The organism is Nonomuraea sp. NPDC049421, from assembly GCF_040677005.1.
Classification (GTDB): domain Bacteria; phylum Actinomycetota; class Actinomycetes; order Streptosporangiales; family Streptosporangiaceae; genus Nonomuraea; species Nonomuraea salmonea.
This window is the reverse complement of record NZ_JBFAQA010000009.1, coordinates 64,907-82,412: the sequence shown is the minus strand read 5'-3', so window position 1 is coordinate 82,412 and position 17,506 is coordinate 64,907. Positions and strand designations below refer to the sequence as shown.

15 protein-coding genes are annotated in these 17,506 nt (G+C 72.4%); 8 read left to right on the top strand and 7 right to left on the bottom strand.

Annotated elements, in window-relative coordinates; genetic code table 11:
* Positions 1-54: 54 nt before the first annotated feature.
* Positions 55-1,548: a DUF885 family protein gene (locus AB0K18_RS17455; RefSeq protein WP_364914999.1), complete on the bottom strand. Its 1,494-nt coding sequence runs from the start codon at positions 1,546-1,548 to the stop codon at positions 55-57.
* Positions 1,549-1,635: 87 nt separating this feature from the next.
* Between AB0K18_RS17455 and AB0K18_RS17450 the strand changes: the two genes are divergently transcribed.
* A complete protein-coding gene (locus tag AB0K18_RS17450) occupies positions 1,636-2,379 on the top strand; it encodes an N-acetyltransferase (protein WP_364914997.1) in 744 nt (247 codons plus the stop codon).
* 56 nt (positions 2,380-2,435) lie between these two features.
* On the opposite strand, the gene AB0K18_RS17445 is transcribed toward AB0K18_RS17450, so the two are convergent.
* Positions 2,436-3,419, bottom strand: coding sequence for a pyridoxal-phosphate dependent enzyme (locus AB0K18_RS17445; RefSeq protein ID WP_364914995.1), 984 nt, complete (start codon positions 3,417-3,419; stop codon positions 2,436-2,438).
* A gap of 118 nt (positions 3,420-3,537) precedes the next feature.
* On the opposite strand from AB0K18_RS17445, the gene AB0K18_RS17440 reads away from it, so the two are divergent.
* From AB0K18_RS17440 to AB0K18_RS17430, 3 genes are all read left to right on the top strand, one after another.
* On the top strand, positions 3,538-5,721 hold the full coding sequence (locus tag AB0K18_RS17440; RefSeq protein ID WP_364914993.1) for a serine/threonine-protein kinase: 2,184 nt from the start codon (positions 3,538-3,540) through the stop codon (positions 5,719-5,721).
* A gap of 31 nt (positions 5,722-5,752) precedes the next feature.
* Complete coding sequence (locus AB0K18_RS17435) at positions 5,753-7,723, top strand: beta-propeller domain-containing protein (protein WP_364914991.1); 1,971 nt, start codon at positions 5,753-5,755, stop codon at positions 7,721-7,723.
* 157 nt (positions 7,724-7,880) lie between these two features.
* Positions 7,881-9,137 (top strand): S8 family serine peptidase, encoded by a 1,257-nt coding sequence (locus AB0K18_RS17430; RefSeq protein ID WP_364914989.1) that lies wholly within the window; start codon positions 7,881-7,883, stop codon positions 9,135-9,137.
* Positions 9,138-9,194: 57 nt separating this feature from the next.
* Here AB0K18_RS17430 and AB0K18_RS17425 read toward each other — a convergent pair whose 3' ends face one another.
* Both AB0K18_RS17425 and AB0K18_RS17420 read right to left on the bottom strand, forming a co-directional pair.
* Positions 9,195-10,931, bottom strand: a complete 1,737-nt coding sequence (locus tag AB0K18_RS17425; RefSeq protein ID WP_364914987.1) for a glycerol-3-phosphate dehydrogenase/oxidase — start codon at positions 10,929-10,931, stop codon at positions 9,195-9,197.
* 86 nt (positions 10,932-11,017) lie between these two features.
* Positions 11,018-11,788 (bottom strand): DeoR/GlpR family DNA-binding transcription regulator, encoded by a 771-nt coding sequence (locus tag AB0K18_RS17420; RefSeq protein ID WP_364914985.1) that lies wholly within the window; start codon positions 11,786-11,788, stop codon positions 11,018-11,020.
* Positions 11,789-11,918: 130 nt separating this feature from the next.
* Here AB0K18_RS17420 and AB0K18_RS17415 point away from each other — a divergent pair, with 130 nt between their 5' ends.
* The 4 genes from AB0K18_RS17415 to AB0K18_RS17400 are packed head-to-tail and all read left to right on the top strand — an operon-like array spanning position 11,919 to position 15,665.
* Complete coding sequence (locus tag AB0K18_RS17415) at positions 11,919-12,791, top strand: sugar isomerase (RefSeq protein WP_364914984.1); 873 nt, start codon at positions 11,919-11,921, stop codon at positions 12,789-12,791.
* Positions 12,788-13,924 carry an N-acetylglucosamine-6-phosphate deacetylase gene (gene nagA / locus AB0K18_RS17410; RefSeq protein WP_364914982.1) on the top strand — a complete coding sequence of 379 codons (1,137 nt, stop codon included), beginning with the start codon at positions 12,788-12,790 and terminating at the stop codon, positions 13,922-13,924. The genes AB0K18_RS17415 and nagA overlap by 4 nt, the downstream gene beginning before the upstream one ends.
* On the top strand, positions 13,921-14,826 hold the full coding sequence (locus AB0K18_RS17405; protein WP_364914978.1) for a 1-phosphofructokinase family hexose kinase: 906 nt from the start codon (positions 13,921-13,923) through the stop codon (positions 14,824-14,826). Before nagA ends, AB0K18_RS17405 begins: the two co-directional genes overlap by 4 nt.
* A gap of 11 nt (positions 14,827-14,837) precedes the next feature.
* Positions 14,838-15,665 carry a class II fructose-bisphosphate aldolase gene (locus AB0K18_RS17400; protein ID WP_364914977.1) on the top strand — a complete coding sequence of 276 codons (828 nt, stop codon included), beginning with the start codon at positions 14,838-14,840 and terminating at the stop codon, positions 15,663-15,665.
* A 75-nt stretch (positions 15,666-15,740) separates the two neighbouring features.
* Here AB0K18_RS17400 and AB0K18_RS17395 read toward each other — a convergent pair whose 3' ends face one another.
* The 3 genes from AB0K18_RS17395 to AB0K18_RS17385 all read right to left on the bottom strand — a co-directional run bounded on the left by AB0K18_RS17395 (position 15,741) and on the right by AB0K18_RS17385 (position 17,504).
* Entirely contained in the window at positions 15,741-15,965 is a 225-nt protein-coding gene (locus tag AB0K18_RS17395; protein WP_364914976.1) for a hypothetical protein, read from the bottom strand.
* A 125-nt stretch (positions 15,966-16,090) separates the two neighbouring features.
* Entirely contained in the window at positions 16,091-16,336 is a 246-nt protein-coding gene (locus AB0K18_RS17390; protein ID WP_345395777.1) for a hypothetical protein, read from the bottom strand.
* 46 nt (positions 16,337-16,382) lie between these two features.
* A complete protein-coding gene (locus AB0K18_RS17385) occupies positions 16,383-17,504 on the bottom strand; it encodes a GuaB3 family IMP dehydrogenase-related protein (RefSeq protein ID WP_364554795.1) in 1,122 nt (373 codons plus the stop codon).
* Positions 17,505-17,506: the final 2 nt, after the last annotated feature.

Here is a 17,506-nt window from a genome sequence, read left to right as displayed (position 1 = left end):
CAGACCTCCCTAGGGGACACGCCATAGGTCGTTCCCCGATCAGTCCGTGCGACGCTACAGCACCGCGTCCATCAGGCCCAGGGGCGGCGAGCCCAGGTCGAACAGGGCCTTGTGGAAGCGCTGCAGGGTGAAGCCGGCGCCCCACTCCTCGCGCGCCCGTTGGCGCAGGTCGAGGATGAGCAGCTTGCCCCAGGTGTAGCGGCCGTAGGTCGGGTCGAAGGAGGCCCTGCGCGCCTCCGACAGCGCGGCGGGACCGGCGAGGTGGGTGTCGGACTCGAAGCGGCGGGCGCCGTCCTCGACCGTCATCTGCCCGGTGTGCACGCCGATCGCGCAGGCCAGGCGGGTGACGCGGATGAGCGCCTCCACCCAGACGCCGATCTCGAAGCGCGGGTCGCCGTCGCCGAACCCCTCCTCGACGCAGAGCTCCTCGGCGTAGTGGGCCCAGCCCTCGATGAACGCCATCGACTGCAGCAGCCTGCGCACCTCCGACGGAGCCCTGCGCAGCGCCCTGGCGTGCGAGAAGTGACCGGGGGCCACCTCGTGCACGTTGATGGCGGGCAGCGTGGTGGCGCTGAAGACCTCCAGCCACTCCTCCTGCTCCTGGCGCGGCCAGTCGGGCTCGGGCGGGGTGATGTAGTACCAGGACGGGCCCTCGGGCTCGCCGGGCGAGTTCCACGCCATCATGGCCATCGCCCAGCGGCGCGACTCGGGTGCCAGCCCGACCAGGCACTCGCCGTCGTGGTAGGGGACGAGGTCCTTCTCGCGGGTGAACGCGATGGCCTTCTCGGTGCCGATCCTGGCGGCCTCGATGACGCCGTCGGCGTCGGGGTGGTCCTTGACCAGCTCGCGTACGACGTCGAGCGGCGGCCGGCCGGCCTCCCCCAGTTTGGCGCACGACTCGGTGAGGCGGTCGAGCAGCCGGTCGCGTTCGGCGTCGGCGCGCTCGGCCAGCCTGCCGAGGTCCACCGGCAGGCCCTCGGCGGTGCCCATCAGGCGGGCGAGCGCGTCGCCGCCGAGCGCCGCGTCGGGGTCGCCCTCGCGCGCGGCCCGCTCGACGTGCCCGACGAGCCTGGCGTGCGCGGCCAGCGCGGCCTCGTCGGTGACCCCGGCGGCCAGGCCCTTGACCGCGCCGAGCAGGGAGGTCGCGACGGGGGCGGGGACCTGGTCGAGCGAGGCGAGCGCCTGGTCGACGGCCTCGGGCCAGAGCGCGAGGTGGGCCGACTTGGCCGCCGCGCGCTCCTCCTCCGGCGCGTAGTCGCGGTCGTAGCAGGCGAGATCGAGGTTGGACAGGTGGATCAGGGGGTTCTTGCGGTGCAGTTCCAGCTCGCCGAGCTGGGTGCGCAGAGACTCCTCGAACACCTGTAGGTGCCTGGCGTCGTGCGCGTCCGCGGGCGCGGGTCCCTCGCCGAGCCGCGCCAGTCCGGACCGTACGCCTTCGGGCGACAGGTCCTGGATCCGGCCGTCGTACTCGTGCCTGCCGCCGCCCTCGCGAGCCTCGGCCACGATCAGGTCGGTGATGGCTCGTAGCCTGGCGTCAAGTTCTGTCATGCCGCCGACGCTAGCGCACCCCAGGTAGCGGGCTTAAGTGTCGATATTTGGGGCGATTTTCGGATGTGCGCAGGGCAGGATGATCACATGGCTCTCCGCATCACCACGCTCGCAGAACGTCCGGAATTCGCCGCGACCTTGTGGGAGATGGAGCACACCTGGCAGGAGTTCGTCCTGCGCGACCCGATCGCCGACCTCTACTACCCCTTCGTCACCACCCGTCACAAGAACCACGTGCTCGTGGCCGACGACGACGCCGAGCCGGGGCGGGCGGTGGCGCGGGCGTGCATGGTCCCGTACGTGGCCGGCGGCGGCGAGCTGCCCGACGACGGCTGGGACGGCGTGATCAGGGCCGGCTGGCTGGCCCGCGAGCGCGGCCAGGAGCCCGACGCCGTCTCCGCGCTCGAGATCACCGTGCGCCGCGACCTCCAGGGCAACGGGCTGTCGGGGCTGATGGTGGCCGCCATGCGCGAGCACGCCGCCCGGCTCGGCTTCCGCACGCTCGTCGCCCCCGTACGCCCGAACCGCAAGCACCTCGAACCCCACACCCCCATGGCCGAGTACGCCTTCAGGAAGCGCCCCGACGGCCTGCCCCACGACCCGTGGCTGCGGGTGCACGTGCGGGCCGGCGCCGAGATCGTCAAGGTGGCGCCCCGGTCGATGGTGGTGCCCGGCACGCTGGCGGAGTGGCGGGCCTGGACCGGCCTGCCGTTCGACCGTCCCGGCCCGGTGGAGGTGCCGGGGGCGCTCACGCCGGTGCACTGCGACGTGGACCACGACCACGCCGTCTACGTGGAGCCGAACGTCTGGGTCACCCACCCCCTGACCTGACCCCCGGCCATCGGGCAGGGGCGGCCCGGCCACCGGAGCGGGCCGGCCCGGTCCCCTCAGCCGCCGCCGGGGCTGACCAGGCGGAGCCGCTCGGCGTGGCGGGCGACGTCGAGGCCGCGCTCCGTGGCCCAGGCGTCGTCGTGGCAGGTCGCCAGGTGGCGCTCGGAGGCGTCGCCGATCAGCGAGACGATCGTGCCGCGCTCACCCCGGACGACCATGCGCTCGATCAGCTCAAGCGCGGCCCAGAGCGCGGTGCCGGACGAGGGCCCCACGGGCAGCCCGGTGACCTCCCTGATGTGCCGGGCCGCCGCCACGCTCGCCGCGTCGGGCACGGGCACCACCAGATCGACCACCTCGGGACGGAACCCCGGCTCCATCCGCGGCCGCCCGACGCCCTCGATGCGCGACGGCATGCCGGTCGCGTAGTCGTGCACGTCGAGCGTCCAGCCGGGGAAGTACGCGGAGTTCTCCGGATCGGCCACCGCGACCCGGCAGCTCAGGCCGTGCTCCTTGATCCAGCCGCCGAGCGTCGCCGAGGTGGCCCCGGTGCTCGCGCCGGTCACCACCCACTCGGGGCTGACCTGGGAGAACAGCTCACCGGCCAGGTCGTGCTCGGCCGCCCGGCCGAACTGGTCGAGGAAGTGCCCCTCGATCTCCCGAGCCGCGTCGTAGATGGCGAGCGGCGGCGTCACGAACCGGCACTCGCCGCCCAGCTCCTCCACCGGCCGCGCCCGCTCGGGCCCCGCCTTGCCCGGCATGACCACGATGTACGGCAGCCCGAGCCGCCGCGCGAACCACGCCTGCGCCACCGCCGCGTTGCCGCCGGTCGCCTCGACCACGGTGGTGCCCTCGGTGACCAGCCCGTCGAGCACGGCCCGCCGGAACAGCGCCCTGGCGTGCCGGTGCCGCAGGCTGCCGGTGGGCTGGCGCGACTCGTCCTTGAGTAACAGCGTGATCCCCGGCACGCGCACCGGGAACTCGATCAGCGGGGTGGGCTCCCCGGCCGCCAGCACATCGAGGGCTCGTGCGTTCCAGCTCACGCGTCCAGCCTTTCAGGCATGCGCGCACGGGGTCCGGAGTTTCGCCAGGAACGTACCGACTCGATCACTGGAACTGCGAAGTTTCCCCGTACGGGCGGCATGGGGCCAGAATCCTGACATGGCATCCTTCGCTCCGCTCCGCCCGGCAGATCCGCGCTCGCTGGGGGGCCTGCGCCTGCTCGGCCGGCTCGGCGAGGGCGGTCAGGGCGTCGTCTACCTGGGCGAGAACGCCGACGGCGGCAAGGCGGCGGTCAAATGGCTGCGGCCCGACCTGTCGGGCGACGAGGTGAGCGTGGGGCGGTTCCTGCGCGAGGTCGAGGTGGCCAGGCACGTGGCGCCGTTCTGCACGGCCGCGGTGCTGGGCACGGGCATCGAGCAGGACCGTCCCTACATCGTCAGCGAGTTCATCGAGGGCCCCTCCCTGCAGCGGGTGGTGCAGGAGCAGGGCCCGCGTACGGGGACGGTGCTGCACCGGCTGGCCATCGGCACCGCGACCGCGCTGGCCGCGATCCACCAGGCCGGCATCGTGCACCGCGACTTCAAGCCGGCCAACGTCATCATCGGTGCGGACGGGCCGCGGGTGATCGACTTCGGCATCGCGCGGGCGCTGAACGCCACCTCGACGATCAGCGACTCGGTGGTGGGGACGCCGTCGTACATGCCGCCCGAGCAGATCATGGGGCACACGGTGGGACCGGCCGCCGACATGTTCTCGTGGGCCGGGACGATGATCTTCGCGGCGTCGGGACGGGCGCCGTTCGGCAGCGACACGATGCCCGCGGTGATCAACCGGGTGCTCAGCCGGCAGCCCGACCTCGGCGTGCTGGACGGCACGCTGCGCGAGGTCGTGGCCGCCTGCCTGGCCAAGGACCCGGCGCAGCGGCCCACGGCCGAGCAGGTGATGATGCGGCTGCTGCAGCAGTCGGCGCCCGGCTCCGGCATGCTCGCGCAGGGCGCGGCTGAGGCGTCGGCGCCACCGCCCCCGGCCGCCTTCCCCGGCCCGCCCGCACACGTAGGCCCGCCCGCACACGTAGGCCAGACCTCGCACGCCGGCCCTCCCCCCGCAGGCCCGCCCTCGCACGCGGCGCCGCACACCGCGGGCCCGCACTCTCAGGGGCCCGGCCCCGCGCACGCCTACGCGCCGCCCACCCACCCGGCGGCCCAGCCGCCGAGGAGCGGCAGGCGGGCGCCGCTGGTCGCGGGCGTCGCCGTGGCGATCGCGCTGCTGGTCCTCGCCGGCGTCTTCGTGGCGATCCAGGCGGACAAGGCGTCGGTGGCGAGCCCGGCCACCACCCCGCGGGAGGAGGGGAGGAAGACGACGACCGCGCAGGCGGAGCGCAGCCGCCCCCGGCAGGAGACGACCTCGGCGGGCCGGACGGACGTCCCGGCCAGGGGCACGAAGCGGACGCTGCCCGGCGGCGCGATCTCCCTGTACGAGAACCCGTCCGACGCCATCGTGCTGACCTCGTACGAGATCTACGACGAGAAGAAGGAGACGTGGACCGACTACGCCAGGGACTCGCTGCGCGGCCCGTTCACGAAGTACGCGGGCAACATGGAGTCGCTGGTCTCCCCCGACGGCCGCTACCTGGCCTCCAGGGGCAAGCGTTACACCCCGGACGACCATGACTTCATCGTCATCGCCGACCGCGAGACCGGCGAGCGCACCACGATCAAGACCGTCAAGAAGCCGCAGACTGGCATCATCAGGAACTGGTCGAAGGACGGCGGGACGATCCTGCTCAGCATCGGGCACAAGCGCGGCGACACCTGGACGTACCCGGGCTTCATGCTGGTGGACGTGGCCACGAAGCGCGTCAAGCGGGTGGACGTCAGCGACCCCGACGTCAGGGGCAGCTCGTGGGGCTTCGACGGCGACGAGACGGGCACGGTCAACGTCTACGGCGACGAGGACGACCTGAGCCTGCGCTTCTTCGACGCCCAGGGCAGGGCCGTGCGCTCGCAGGCGGACATCGGCACGCTCGCCGCCGACAGCACCCAGGACCTCTTCTCGCCCTCGGGCGAGGCGTTCGTCACCAACTGCCCGGACGGCACGTACAACGACCACTGCGTCTGGGACGCCGGGACGGGCGAGCGGCTGCGCACGTTCTACTCCGACTGCGACGAGGTGCTCGGCTTCTACGACGAGGAGCACCTGTTCTGCTGGGAGAACGACAACGGCGCCGACGACGAGGTGCAGGTGGTGGACTTCAAGGGCAAGCTCGTGCGCAAGCTCATGGAGGTGCCGGACAGCCTCGACCTCGATCCGGTCTTCACCAGGAACCCGGCGTACGGTTCGTGAACCATCCGGCCCGCCCGGCCGTGATGGGGGCATGAACACGCTGATCCGTACGGCCGTGACCGCCGCCGCGCTGGCCGCGGTCACGGCCGCCTGCACCGCTTCGACGGGCGGAGGCGAGGACCCGGCGCCCAGGAGGACGAGTCTCGGCGCGGTGCGCCTGGTGGCGTACGACGGGTGCGACGACCTGCTGACCGGCCTGCGCGAGCACGCCGCCGAGAACGTCGGCCCGTACGGCTTCGGCCACGCGATGCCGATGGCCATGGAGGACAGCGTACGCAGCGAGGCGAAGGCGCGGACGACGCAGACGCCCGAGCATTCGACCACGAACGTGCACGAGGCCGGCGTGGACGAGCCCGACCTGGTCAAGACCGACGGCAACCGGCTCATCACGGTCGCGAACGGCACCCTGCGCGTCATCGACACGGCCACGCGGAAGGTCACCGCCTCGCTCAGGCTGACCGAGGGCGAGGGCGGCCCCGGCGTCCCCGCGGACCTGCTGGTGTCGGGTGACCGGGCGCTGGCGCTGATGCGCGGCGGCGACATCATGTACAAGCGGATCGCCAGCCCGGTGGGCGACACCCGGTACGTGCTGGTGGACCTCGCGGGCGAGCCCAAGGTGCTGAGCACGATCAAGCCGCAAGGCTCGTACGTGGACGCCCGGCTGGTGGGCGACACGGTCCGGCTGGTCACCCGCAGCGAGCCCCAGATCACGTTCCCGGAGCCGCGCCCTGACGCCCAGGAGGCGGAGCTGATCGCGGCGAACCGGGCCGCGGTCGAGCGGGCGCCGGCGGAGAGCTGGCTGCCGGCCATCGAGATCACCGATGCGGCGGGGAAGGTCACGAAGAGCCGGGTGGCGTGCGAGCGGGTCAGCCACCCCGCCGACTACACCGGCACCTCGATGCTGACCGTGCACACGATCGACCTGGCCGGCGGCGTCACGGCGGCGGGCACCGACCCGATCAGCCTGGCCGCCGACGGCGACATCGTCTACGGCACCGGCCAGAGCCTGTACGTAGCCAGCAACCCCCGCTGGTGGTTCCCCGTGGTGCGCCCGTTCCCCGTCGAGCCCCCGCCCACCCCGGCGCCCCGCCCGTCGGGCGCGGCCCCCGCCGACGAGCCGACGCCGAGCGAGCCGGCCGTCGACGTGCCGTATCCGACGCGCACGCCGCCGCCCGAGGAGACGGAGGTGCACCGCTTCGACATCACCAGGCCGGGCGCTCCCGCGTACGTGGCCTCGGGCAAGGTGCCGGGCCGCCTGCTCAACCAGTACTCGCTGTCGGAGCACGACGGCCACCTGCGCCTGGCCACCACGCTCACCGCGGCCGACGGCGCCGACAGCTCCAGCACCGTCCACGTGCTCAAGGCCACCACCTTGGAGAAGGTGGGCGAGGCCGGCGGCCTCGGCAAGGGCGAGCGCATCTACTCGGTGCGCTTCATCGGCCCGATCGGCTACTGCGTGACGTTCCGCCAGGTGGACCCGCTCTACACGCTCGACCTGCGCGACCCGGCGCAGCCCAAGGTGACGGGCGAGCTGAAGATCACCGGCTACTCGGCGTACCTGCATCCTGGTGCGGACGGCCGGCTGATCGGCATCGGCCAGGAGGCCAGCGAGAAGGGCAGGACGCTGGGCACGCAGGTGTCGCTGTTCGACGTGAGCGACCCGGCCGCGCCGCGCCGGCTGTCGCAGTTCTTCCAGCGCGACTCGGGCTCGGGCGCGGAGTGGGACCCGCACGCGTTCCTGTACTGGCCGAAGACGGGACTCGCGGTGGTGCCGCTGGCCCAGGCGGAGAAGTCGGGCGCGCTGGTGCTGAAGATCGACGACAAGGAGGTGCGGCGGCTCGGCATGATCGAGCATCCCGTCAAGGAAGGCGAGTACCCATACCAGCCGGGCATCGAGCGTTCGGTGGTCATCGGGAACTCGCTCTGGACGGTGTCGCACGAGGGCGTCCAGGTCAACGACATGGACTCGCTCGCCTCACAAGCGTGGATCCCGCTTCGTTAAGCAACCAGAAGGTGCCGGTTCGTAACGAACCGGCACCTTTTTTATGGACTTATCCCGACAAATGATGAAAACTTTGATGACACCGTCCTGTCGGATCAGGCGGTAGACCGTCACAAGCCGCCGCCGGTCCGCGTCACGAGAAAGGGCCCACGCTGCCATGCGACCACGCACCCCCCTGCTCGCATTGCTCGTCAGCGCGCTCGCGTTATCCGCGGCGCCGCTGCCCGTGTCCGCAACCGTCCAGGAAGCAGCCCCAGAGGGCACGTACATCGTCCAGCTCAACCCGTCACTGCGCGGCACGCACAACGCGGCCGAGACCCAGGTCGCGCAGCTCGGCGGCGAGCTCGTCGGCGTCTACCAGCACGCCTTCAAGGGCTACACCGCCCGCCTGAGCGCCGCCGCCGCCGAGAAGCTCAAGGGCGACCCCAGCGTGCTCAGCGTGGAGCCCGACGCCGTGGTCACCCACTTCGCGCAGACCACGCCCACCGGCGTCAACCGGATCTTCGGCCCCAGCAACCCCAACCTCGACATCGACGGCACCGACGACGAGCGGGTGGACGTGGACGTCGCCGTGGTGGACACCGGCGTCGACCAGAACCACCCCGACCTGAACGTGGTCGCCAGGACCAACTGCGTGATCGGCTTCTGCACCAACAACTCCGGCACCGACGACAACGGCCACGGCTCGCACGTCGCCGGCACCGTCGGCGCGATCGACAACGCCATCGGCCCGGTGGGCGTCGCGCCCGGCGCGCGCATCCACGGCGTCAAGGTGCTCAACGCGGCCGGCTCCGGCTCGCTCGCGGGCATCGCGGCCGGCATCGACTGGGTGGTGGCACGGCGCGCCACCATCGAGGTCATCAACCTGAGCCTGGGCTGCAGCGGCTGCTCCAGCAGCGCGATCAGCTCGGCCATCACCAACGCGGTCAACGCCGGCATCGTCGTCGTGGTGGCCGCGGGCAACAGCCACGCCAACACCTCGTCGTTCTTCCCCGCCAACCACCCCGACGTGGTCACCGTCTCCGCGCTGACCGACATCGACGGCGCGGCCGGCGGGCTCGGCGGCAACAGGCTGTCCTGCCGCAGCGAGACCGACCAGGACGACACGTCCGCGTTCTACTCCAACTACGGCGCCACGGTGGAGATCACCGCGCCCGGCACCTGCATCTACTCGACCTACCGCAGCGGCGGCTACAGCACGATCAGCGGCACCTCGATGGCCAGCCCGCACGTCGCGGGCGCGGCGGCCCTGCTCACCTCAGGTGCGGCCAAGCCGACGACGCGGGCCGGCTCGCTGGCCGTGCGCAGCACACTGATCTCGACCGGCAACTCCAACTGGACCGACGACTCCGGCGACGGCGTCAAGGAGCCCCTGCTCGACGTCCATGACGCGAGCGTCTACAACCCCGCCTGACCTCTGACACGGGCGGTCCGCGGAGATCCGCAGCGCCGCGGGCCGCCCTTCCCATGGCTAGGCGCCTTCCGGCACCACCACGGGGACGATCTCCGGCGCCCCCAGCCTGATCGCGTCGGCCTCCTGGTCGGAGTCCTGCTCCTGGGAGCGCCGCTCGGCCTCCACCCGCTTGGTGTAGTACTCGACCTCCCGCTTGACCTGCTCGCCGTCCCAGTCGAGCGGCCCGGCCATCAGCTCGGCGCTCTCCCGCGCCACCCCCACCCCGCGGTGGAAGGTCTCGATGGAGATGCGGGTACGCCGGGTCAGCACGTCGTTCAGATGCCTGGCGCCCTCCGCGGTGGCGGCGTAGACGATCTCGGCCCGCAGGTAGTCGTCGGCCCCGTCCAGCGGCCTGGCCAGCGACGGGTCCTCCTTGATCAGCTCAAGCAGCTCGTCGATGAGCGAGCCGTAGCGGTGCAGCAGGTGCTCGATCCGCGCCACGTGCAGCCCCGACTCCTGGGCGAGGCGGTGGCGGGCGTTCCACAGCGCCTGGTAGCCCTCGGCGCCGACCAGCGGGATGCGGTCGGTGCACGAGCGCGGCACCCGCTGGTCGAGCCCGTGCGCCACCGCGTCCACGGCGTCGCGCGCCATCACCCGGTACGTCGTGTACTTGCCGCCCGCCACCATCACCAGCCCGGGCACGGGATGGGCCACCACGTGCTCCCTGGACAGCTTCGAGGTCTCGTCGGACTCGCCCGACAGCAGCGGCCGCAGCCCCGCGTAGACGCCCTCGACGTCGTCGCGGGTCAGCGGCACCGACAGGATCGCGTTGACGTGGTCGAGCAGGTAGTCGATGTCGGCGCGGGAGGCGGCCGGGTGGCTCTTGTCGAGCGTCCAGTCGGTGTCGGTGGTGCCGATGATCCAGTGGCGGCCCCACGGGATGACGAACAGCACCGACTTCTCCGTACGCAGGATGATGCCGGTCAGCGAGTGGATGCGGTCGCGCGGCACCACCAGGTGGATGCCCTTGGAGGCGCGCACGTGGATCTGGCCGCGGCCGCCCACCAGTTCCTGGATGTCGTCGGTCCACACGCCGGTCGCGTTGACCACCTGCCTGGCGCGTACGTCGAACTCGTCGCCGCTCTCCAGGTCGCGCACCCGCACGCCGGTGACCCGCTCGCCCTCCCGCAGGAACCCCACGACCTGGGCCCGCTGCGCGACGTGCGCGCCGTACGTGGCCGCGGTGCGCAGCGTCATCATGACGAAGCGGGCGTCGTCCACCTGGGCGTCCCAGTATTGGACGGCGCCGGTGAAGGCGCTCTTCTTCAGCGCGGGGGCCAGGCGCAGCGCCCGCGACCTGGACAGGTGGCGGTGTCCGGGCACGCCGCGGGTCAGGCCGGTCGCGAAGCCGAGCGTGTCGTAGAGCGTGACGCCGGCGCCCACGTACGGGCGTTCCCAGCCGTAGTGGGTCAGCGGGAACAGGAACGGCACGGGCCTGACCAGGTGGGGCGCGATGCGCTGGAGCAGCAGGGCGCGTTCCTGGAGCGCCTCGCGTACCAGGTCGAAGTTGAGCTGCTCCAGGTAGCGCAGGCCGCCGTGGATGAGCTTGGACGAGCGTGACGAGGTGCCGGAGGCGAAGTCGCGCGCCTCCACGAGGGCCACGTCGAGGCCCCTCGTCACCGCGTCGAGCGCGATGCCGGCACCCACGACGCCGCCGCCGACCACGACCACGTCGAGTTCCTGAGCCGTCATGCGCTCCAGCGCCTCGGCCCGCTCCGCGGGCCCGAGCCGGGCCGCGCACTTTCCCGACGCCATATTTCCCCCTGAAACGGCTTTGTCGCTGTTACTCATACCTACCCGCGCAGCGTCCGACCTGTAACGCCTTCTGCGGGGGCGCGCTCTCAGGCGCGGACGACCTTGACCCCGGCCTCGGTGAGCCGGCCGGCCAGCTCGTCGCTGAGCCTGGCGTCGGTGACGAGCGTGTCGATCTGGTCGACCGGGCAGATGCGGGAGAACGCCCGCCTGCCGACCTTGGAGGAGTCGGCCACCACCACGACCTGGGCGGCCCTGCTGATCAGCAGGTGGTTGACGCTGGCCTCGCCCTCGTGGTGGGCGGAGGCGCCCAGCTCGACGTCGAGGGCGTCCACGCCGAGGAAGGCGACGTCGAGCGTGACCTGTTCGAGCACGCCCGAGGCCAGCGGGCCGATCAGCTCGTACGACTGCGGCCTGGCCACCCCGCCGGTCACCACGATCTTGACGTGCCTGCGCACGGTGAGCTCGGAGGCGATGTTGAGCGCGTTGGTGACGATGGTGAAGCCGCTCTCCAGCGTGCCCATGGTGGCCAGCGTGCGGGCCAGCTCGGAGGTGGTGGTGCCGCCGTTGAGCCCGACCACGGCGCCCGGCGAGACCAGCTCGGCCGCCGCCGCGGCGATGCGGTGCTTCTCGTCGGCGTGCCGCGCGGTCTTGTAGCGCAGCGGCAGGTCGTAGCTGACGCTCTGGGAGACCGCGCCGCCGCGCGTGCGCATGAGCATCTGCTGCTGGGCGAGCTGGTCGAAGTCCCGTCTGATGGTGGCGGTGGAGACGTCGAGAGCCTGTGCTGCCTCTTCCACCGACAGCCTGCCTTCCTGCGCGAGCAGCTCCAGGATGGCGTTCCAGCGGTCGTAGCGGGACACGGCGGCCTCCCTAGGGGATGAGGTCAGGAGCAAGCGTGGCACAACCTGGGACCCCAGAGCTACCGATGTTCATTTATGCTCTGTTCTGGTATAAAAACAGCAGAAACAATCAATCATGGGGAGGTAAGTGGTGACCACCCACACCGAAGCCGAGATCGCGTCCCAGCCGTCGTGCTGGCAGCGCGCCGTCGCGAACGTCCCCGCCGGCGCGCTCCCCGCGCGAGGTGAGCGGGTCGCCGTCGTCGGCTGCGGTACGTCGTGGTTCATCGCGATGGCGTACGCGGTGCTGCGCGAGCGTGCCGGGCACGGCGAGACCGACGCGTTCGCCGCCTCCGAGTTCCCCGAGGGCCGCGGCTACGACCGCGTGCTCGCGCTGACCCGCTCCGGCACCACGACCGAGGTGCTCGACCTGCTCGGCAGGACCGGGACCAGGACCACCGCCATCACGGCCGACCCCGAGACGCCGATCAGGGACGCCGCCCAGGACCTGATCGTGCTCGACTACGCCGACGAGCGGTCCGTCGTGCAGACCAGGTTCGCCACGACCCAGCTCGCCATGCTCCGCGCGAGCCTCGGCGAGGACCTCACCCAGGCGATCGCCGACGCCGAGCGGGCGGTCGCCGAGCCGCTGCCCGACGCGCTGGTCGCCGCCGAGCAGTTCAGCTTCCTCGGCGCCGGCTGGTCGGTCGGGCTCGCCCAGGAGGCGGCGCTGAAGATGCGCGAGGCGTCCAGGTCGTGGACGGAGGCGTACCCGGCGATGGAATACCGCCACGGCCCGATCAGCATCGCGGGGCCGGGCCGCGTGACGTGGATGCTCGGCACCGCGCCCGAGGGCCTGCGCGCCCAGGTCGAGGCGACCGGCGGCACGTTCGTGGAGAGCGGGCTCGACCCGATGGCCGAGCTGATCCGCGCCCAGCGGGTCGCGGTGGCGCGGGCCTTCGCCCGCGGGCTCAACCCCGACGAGCCCATGCACCTCACGCGATCTGTGATCCTTTCTTCATGAGCCTTACTCTTGCCGACGCCAGGATCGTGACGCCCGAGGGCGTTCACGAGGGGTGGCTGACCATCGAAGACGGCCGCGTCACGCACGTCGGCCACGGCGCCGCCCCCGGGCCCGGCCTGCGGCTGGGCGGACGTCACGTGGTCCCCGGGTTCGTGGACGTGCACAACCACGGGGGCGCGGGCGGCTCCTTCCCCACCGGCGAGCAGGACAAGGCACGTGACGCCGTGGCGCTGCACCGGCGCCACGGCACCACCACGATGGTGGGCAGCCTGGTCACCGACACGCTCGACGGCGTGAGCAGGGCGGCCGCCGCGCTGGCGGAGCTGTGCGAGGAGGGCCTGCTGGCCGGCGTGCACTTCGAGGGCCCCTACATCGCCAAGGCCCGCTGCGGCGCGCACGACCCGACCTTGCTGCGCGAGCCGTCGCCGCAGGAGTTCGCCGGGCTGGTCAAGGCCGCGCGCGGGCACGCCCGCATGGTGACGATCGCGGCCGAGCTGCCCGGCGCGCTCGACACGATCAGGATGGCCGCCGCCGAGGGCGTCATCGCCGCCATCGGCCACAGCGACGCCGACTACGAGCAGACCATCGCCGGCATCGAGGCGGGCGCCACCGTGGCCACCCACCTCTACAACGCGATGCCGCCGCTCGGCCACCGCGCGCCCGGGCCGATCGCGGCGCTGCTCGACGACGAGCGGGTGACGGTCGAGCTGATCAACGACGGGGTGCACGTCCACGCGGCCATGCTGCGGCTGGCGTACGAGGTGGCCGGGCCAGGACGCACGATGCTCATCACCGACGCGATGTCCGCCACCGGCCTCGGCGACGGCGACTACGTGCTCGGCCCGATGCAGGTCCACGTGCGCGACGGCGTAGCCAGGCTGGCCGAGGGCGGCTCGATCGCCGGCTCGACGCTCACCATGGACGTCGCCTTCCGCCGCGCGGTCCAGGAGCTGGGCCTGTCGCTGCCGGACGCCGTCCAGGTGACCTCGCTGACCCCCGCCCGCGTGCTCGGCCTGGCCGACCGCATCGGCTCGATCGCCGTCGGCAAGGCCGCCGACCTGGTCGTGCTCTCCGACTCCCTGCAAGTGGACGGCGTGCTGAAGGACGGCGTCTGGGTCACGGAGCCTTCATGATCGTCACGGTGACCCTCAACCTCGCCCTCGACACCACCTACCGGGTGCCGGGCGCCGACTGGGACGGCGTCAACCGCGTCGCCGCCGTGCACCGGCGGGCCGGGGGCAAGGGCGTGAACGTCGCCAGGGTGCTGCGCGCACTCGGCCGCGACGTGCTGGTCACCGGCCTGGCCGGGGGCGCCACCGGCCAGGCGATCGCCGACGATCTGCGGGCCGCGGGTCTCCCCCACGACCTCCACCCCGTGGCCGCCGACTCCCGCACCACCCTCGCCGTCACCGACCCGGACGCGGGCCGTACGGCGCTGTTCAACGAGCCAGGCCCCGAGGTGAGCGCCGCCGAGCTGGCCGGCTTCACCCGCCGCTACGAGTCGCTGCTGGCCGGCGCCGACGCGGTGGTGCTGTCCGGCAGCCTGCCGCGCGGCGTCCCCGCCGACGCCTACGCCACGCTCGCCGCCATCGCCGCCTCGCTGGGCGTGCCCGCCATCGTGGACGCCGACGGCGAGCCGCTGCGCCACGCCCCCAAGGGCCGGCCTTCCATCGTCAAGCCCAACGCCGAAGAGCTGGCCAGAGCCGTGCCGGGCGATCCGGCCGAGGGCGCTCAGGCCCTGCGCGGGCAGGGCGCGGAAGCGGTCGTCGTGTCCATGGGCGCCGACGGGCTGCTCGCCGTCACCGGCGAGGGAACGTTCCGCGCGCGTATGCCGTACGCCGTGCGCGGCAATCCCACGGGGGCCGGTGACTCGCTCGTCGCCGGGCTGACGCTGGGCCTGGTCGAGCGCGAGCCGTGGCCGGAGCGCCTGCGCCGCGCCGCCGCCCTGGGCGCCGCCGCCGTCGCCACGCCCGTCGCCGGCGAGATCGACCCCGGCGTGTACGCCGACATCCACCCCCAGATCACCATCAGCTGAAGGAGCCCGCCATGCCCCTCACCCCCATCGGCGACATCGTCCGTCGGTCACCCGCAGGGGTGGGCGCGTTCAACGTGATCCAGCTGGAGCACGCCACCGCCATCGTCGCCGGCGCCGAGGCGCTCGGCCTGCCCGTCGTGCTGCAGATCAGCGAGAACTGTGTGCGCTACCACGGTGCGCTTGAGCCCATCGCGCTGGCCGCGCTCGCCGTCGCCCGGCGCGCCGAGGTGCCGGTCGCCGTGCACCTCGACCACGCCACCGACCGCGCGCTCGTCGAGGAGGCCGTCGGGCTGGGCCTGGGCTCGGTCATGTACGACGCCTCCGCGCTGCCCGACGAGGAGAACGTCGCGAGCACGGCCGAGGTCGCCGCCTGGTGCCACGAGCGCGGCGTGTGGGTGGAGGCCGAGCTGGGCGAGGTCGGGGGCAAGGACGGCGTGCACGCGCCGGGGGCCCGTACCAAGCCGCACGAGGCCGTCGACTACGTGACGCGGACCGGCGTGGACGCGCTGGCCGTGGCCGTCGGCACCTCCCACGCCATGACGACCAAGGACGCGGTACTCGACCTGGAGCTGATCGCCGAGCTGCATGCCGCCGTACCGGTGCCGCTGGTGCTGCACGGCTCTTCCGGGGTGCCGGACGACGTGCTGCGCGAGGCCGTACAGCGGGGCATGAAGAAGATCAACATCGCGACCCACCTGAACAAGGCGTTCACCGGGGCCGTGCGCGACTACCTGGCCCACGACGAGCGCGTGGTGGACTCCCGCAAATACCTCAAGGCGGGCCGCGACGCGGTGGCCCGCGAGGTCTCCCACCTGCTCGGCGTGCTCACAGGCGGCTGAGGACCCGCTCCACCTGACGCCCGAACGTGCCCGGCGGGTTGCGGCGACTCTCGTGCGAGAGCAGGAAAAGCCACATCAGCGCGTGCAGCCTCCCGCACTCCCGTCACCGGCCCCGAAGACGGGTGTGACGCCCTCCTGGCCCGGATCCCAGCCCTCCAGCCACCGCAGGCCCTTCTTGACCGCCAGGTCCGCCCTGGCGCCCCTGGACCGCCATCCCGCGCACCTGCGCCCGGCCCACTCCACGACGTCCTCCCGCTGATAGGGACGTACGGGGACGCCCTCCAGGACGTGGGCGGGCACGGCGGCGTGCAGCCTGGCCAGTGCCCCGATCGCCCGCGCCCGGCTCGGTCGCGAGGTGCCGCTTGACGACCCGATCGCCCTCGTACGACAGGGCGTGGGTGTGCGTCAGATCGGCCATCCGGGGGTCAGGGCTCGACCGACAGGCGGCGCTGCATGTTCTCCACGGCCTTCTTGGCGTGCACCAGCGAGGCCCCGGTCTCCTTGCGGTAGATCGCGATGGCCTTGACCAGCTTGCCGTTGCGCAACGCCTCGTGGAACTCCGGCGGCAGCCGCAGCCCGCCGGAGTCGTCGAGCTGGATGCCCAGGTAACGCTGGAGCGAGGCCACCTGCTGTTCGAGCCGTTTGACCCGGTCTTCGAGCGATTCGTCCATGGACAGGGACTTTAGCGGTGGCCCCGCGCGTGCGTCTTGAGGAGGATCAGCGCTGGATCGGCGCCACGACGACCTCGACCCGCTGGAACTCCTTGATGTCGGAGTAGCCGGTGGAGGCCATGGTGCGCTTGAGCGCGCCCATGAGGTTCATCGACCCGTCGGCCACGCTGGACGGCCCGTGCAGGATCTGCTCCAGCGTGCCCACCGTCCCGAACTCGACCCGGCGCCCGCGCGGCAGGTCGGGGTGGTGCGCCTCGGAGCCCCAGTGGAAGCCGTGCCCCGGCGCCTCGGCGGCGCGGGCCAGCGGCGAGCCGACCATGACCGCGTCGGCCCCGCAGGCGATGGCCTTCGCGATGTCGCCCGAGGTGCCCATGCCGCCGTCGGCGATGACGTGCACGTAGCGGCCGCCGGACTCGTCCATGTAGTCGCGCCGGGCCGCCGCCACGTCAGAGATCGCGGTCGCCATCGGCACCGCGACGCCGAGCACGTTGCGGGTGGTGTGGGAGGCGCCGCCGCCGAATCCGACCAGCACGCCGGCCGCGCCGGTGCGCATGAGGTGCAGCGCGGCGGTGTGGGTGGCGCAGCCGCCCACGATGACCGGCACGTCGAGCTCGTAGATGAACTGCTTGAGGTTGAGCGGCTCGGCCCGCCCGGAGACGTGCTCGGCGGAGACGGTGGTGCCGCGGATCACGAAGATGTCGACGCCCGCGTCGATCACGGCCTTGTGGTACTGCACCGTGCGCTGCGGCGACAGGCGGACGGCCGTGGTCACCCCGGACGCGCGGATCTCCTCGATCCTGCGGCCGATCAGCTCCTCCTGGATCGGCGCGGCGTAGATCTCCTGCAGCCGCCTGGTGGCCGCCTCCTGGTCGAGGGCGGCGCACTCCTCCAGCAGCGGCAGCGGGTCCTCGTAGCGGGTCCACAGCCCTTCGAGGTCGAGTGGGGCGAGGCCGCCGAGCCGGCCGATCTCGATGGCGGTGGCCGGCGAGACCACGCTGTCCATGGGAGCGACGACCACGGGCAGCTCGAACCGGTAGGCGTCGATCTGCCAGGCGATCGACACCTCCTCCGGGTCGCGGGTGCGCCGCGAGGGCACCAGGCCGATCTCGTCGAGCGAGTACGCCCTCCGCCCGGTCTTGCCCCGGCCGATCTCCACCTGCTGAGTCATGA

Coding starts and splice junctions, on each gene's coding strand:
- AB0K18_RS17455 (WP_364914999.1), bottom strand. CDS start 1,548: ATGACAGAACTTGACGCCAGGCTACGAGCCATCACCGACCTGATCGTG.
- AB0K18_RS17450 (WP_364914997.1), top strand. CDS start 1,636: ATGGCTCTCCGCATCACCACGCTCGCAGAACGTCCGGAATTCGCCGCG.
- AB0K18_RS17440 (WP_364914993.1), top strand. CDS start 3,538: ATGGCATCCTTCGCTCCGCTCCGCCCGGCAGATCCGCGCTCGCTGGGG.
- AB0K18_RS17435 (WP_364914991.1), top strand. CDS start 5,753: ATGAACACGCTGATCCGTACGGCCGTGACCGCCGCCGCGCTGGCCGCG.
- AB0K18_RS17430 (WP_364914989.1), top strand. CDS start 7,881: ATGCGACCACGCACCCCCCTGCTCGCATTGCTCGTCAGCGCGCTCGCG.
- AB0K18_RS17425 (WP_364914987.1), bottom strand. CDS start 10,931: ATGGCGTCGGGAAAGTGCGCGGCCCGGCTCGGGCCCGCGGAGCGGGCC.
- nagA (WP_364914982.1), top strand. CDS start 12,788: ATGAGCCTTACTCTTGCCGACGCCAGGATCGTGACGCCCGAGGGCGTT.
- AB0K18_RS17405 (WP_364914978.1), top strand. CDS start 13,921: ATGATCGTCACGGTGACCCTCAACCTCGCCCTCGACACCACCTACCGG.
- AB0K18_RS17400 (WP_364914977.1), top strand. CDS start 14,838: ATGCCCCTCACCCCCATCGGCGACATCGTCCGTCGGTCACCCGCAGGG.
- AB0K18_RS17390 (WP_345395777.1), bottom strand. CDS start 16,336: ATGGACGAATCGCTCGAAGACCGGGTCAAACGGCTCGAACAGCAGGTG.
- AB0K18_RS17385 (WP_364554795.1), bottom strand. CDS start 17,504: ATGACTCAGCAGGTGGAGATCGGCCGGGGCAAGACCGGGCGGAGGGCG.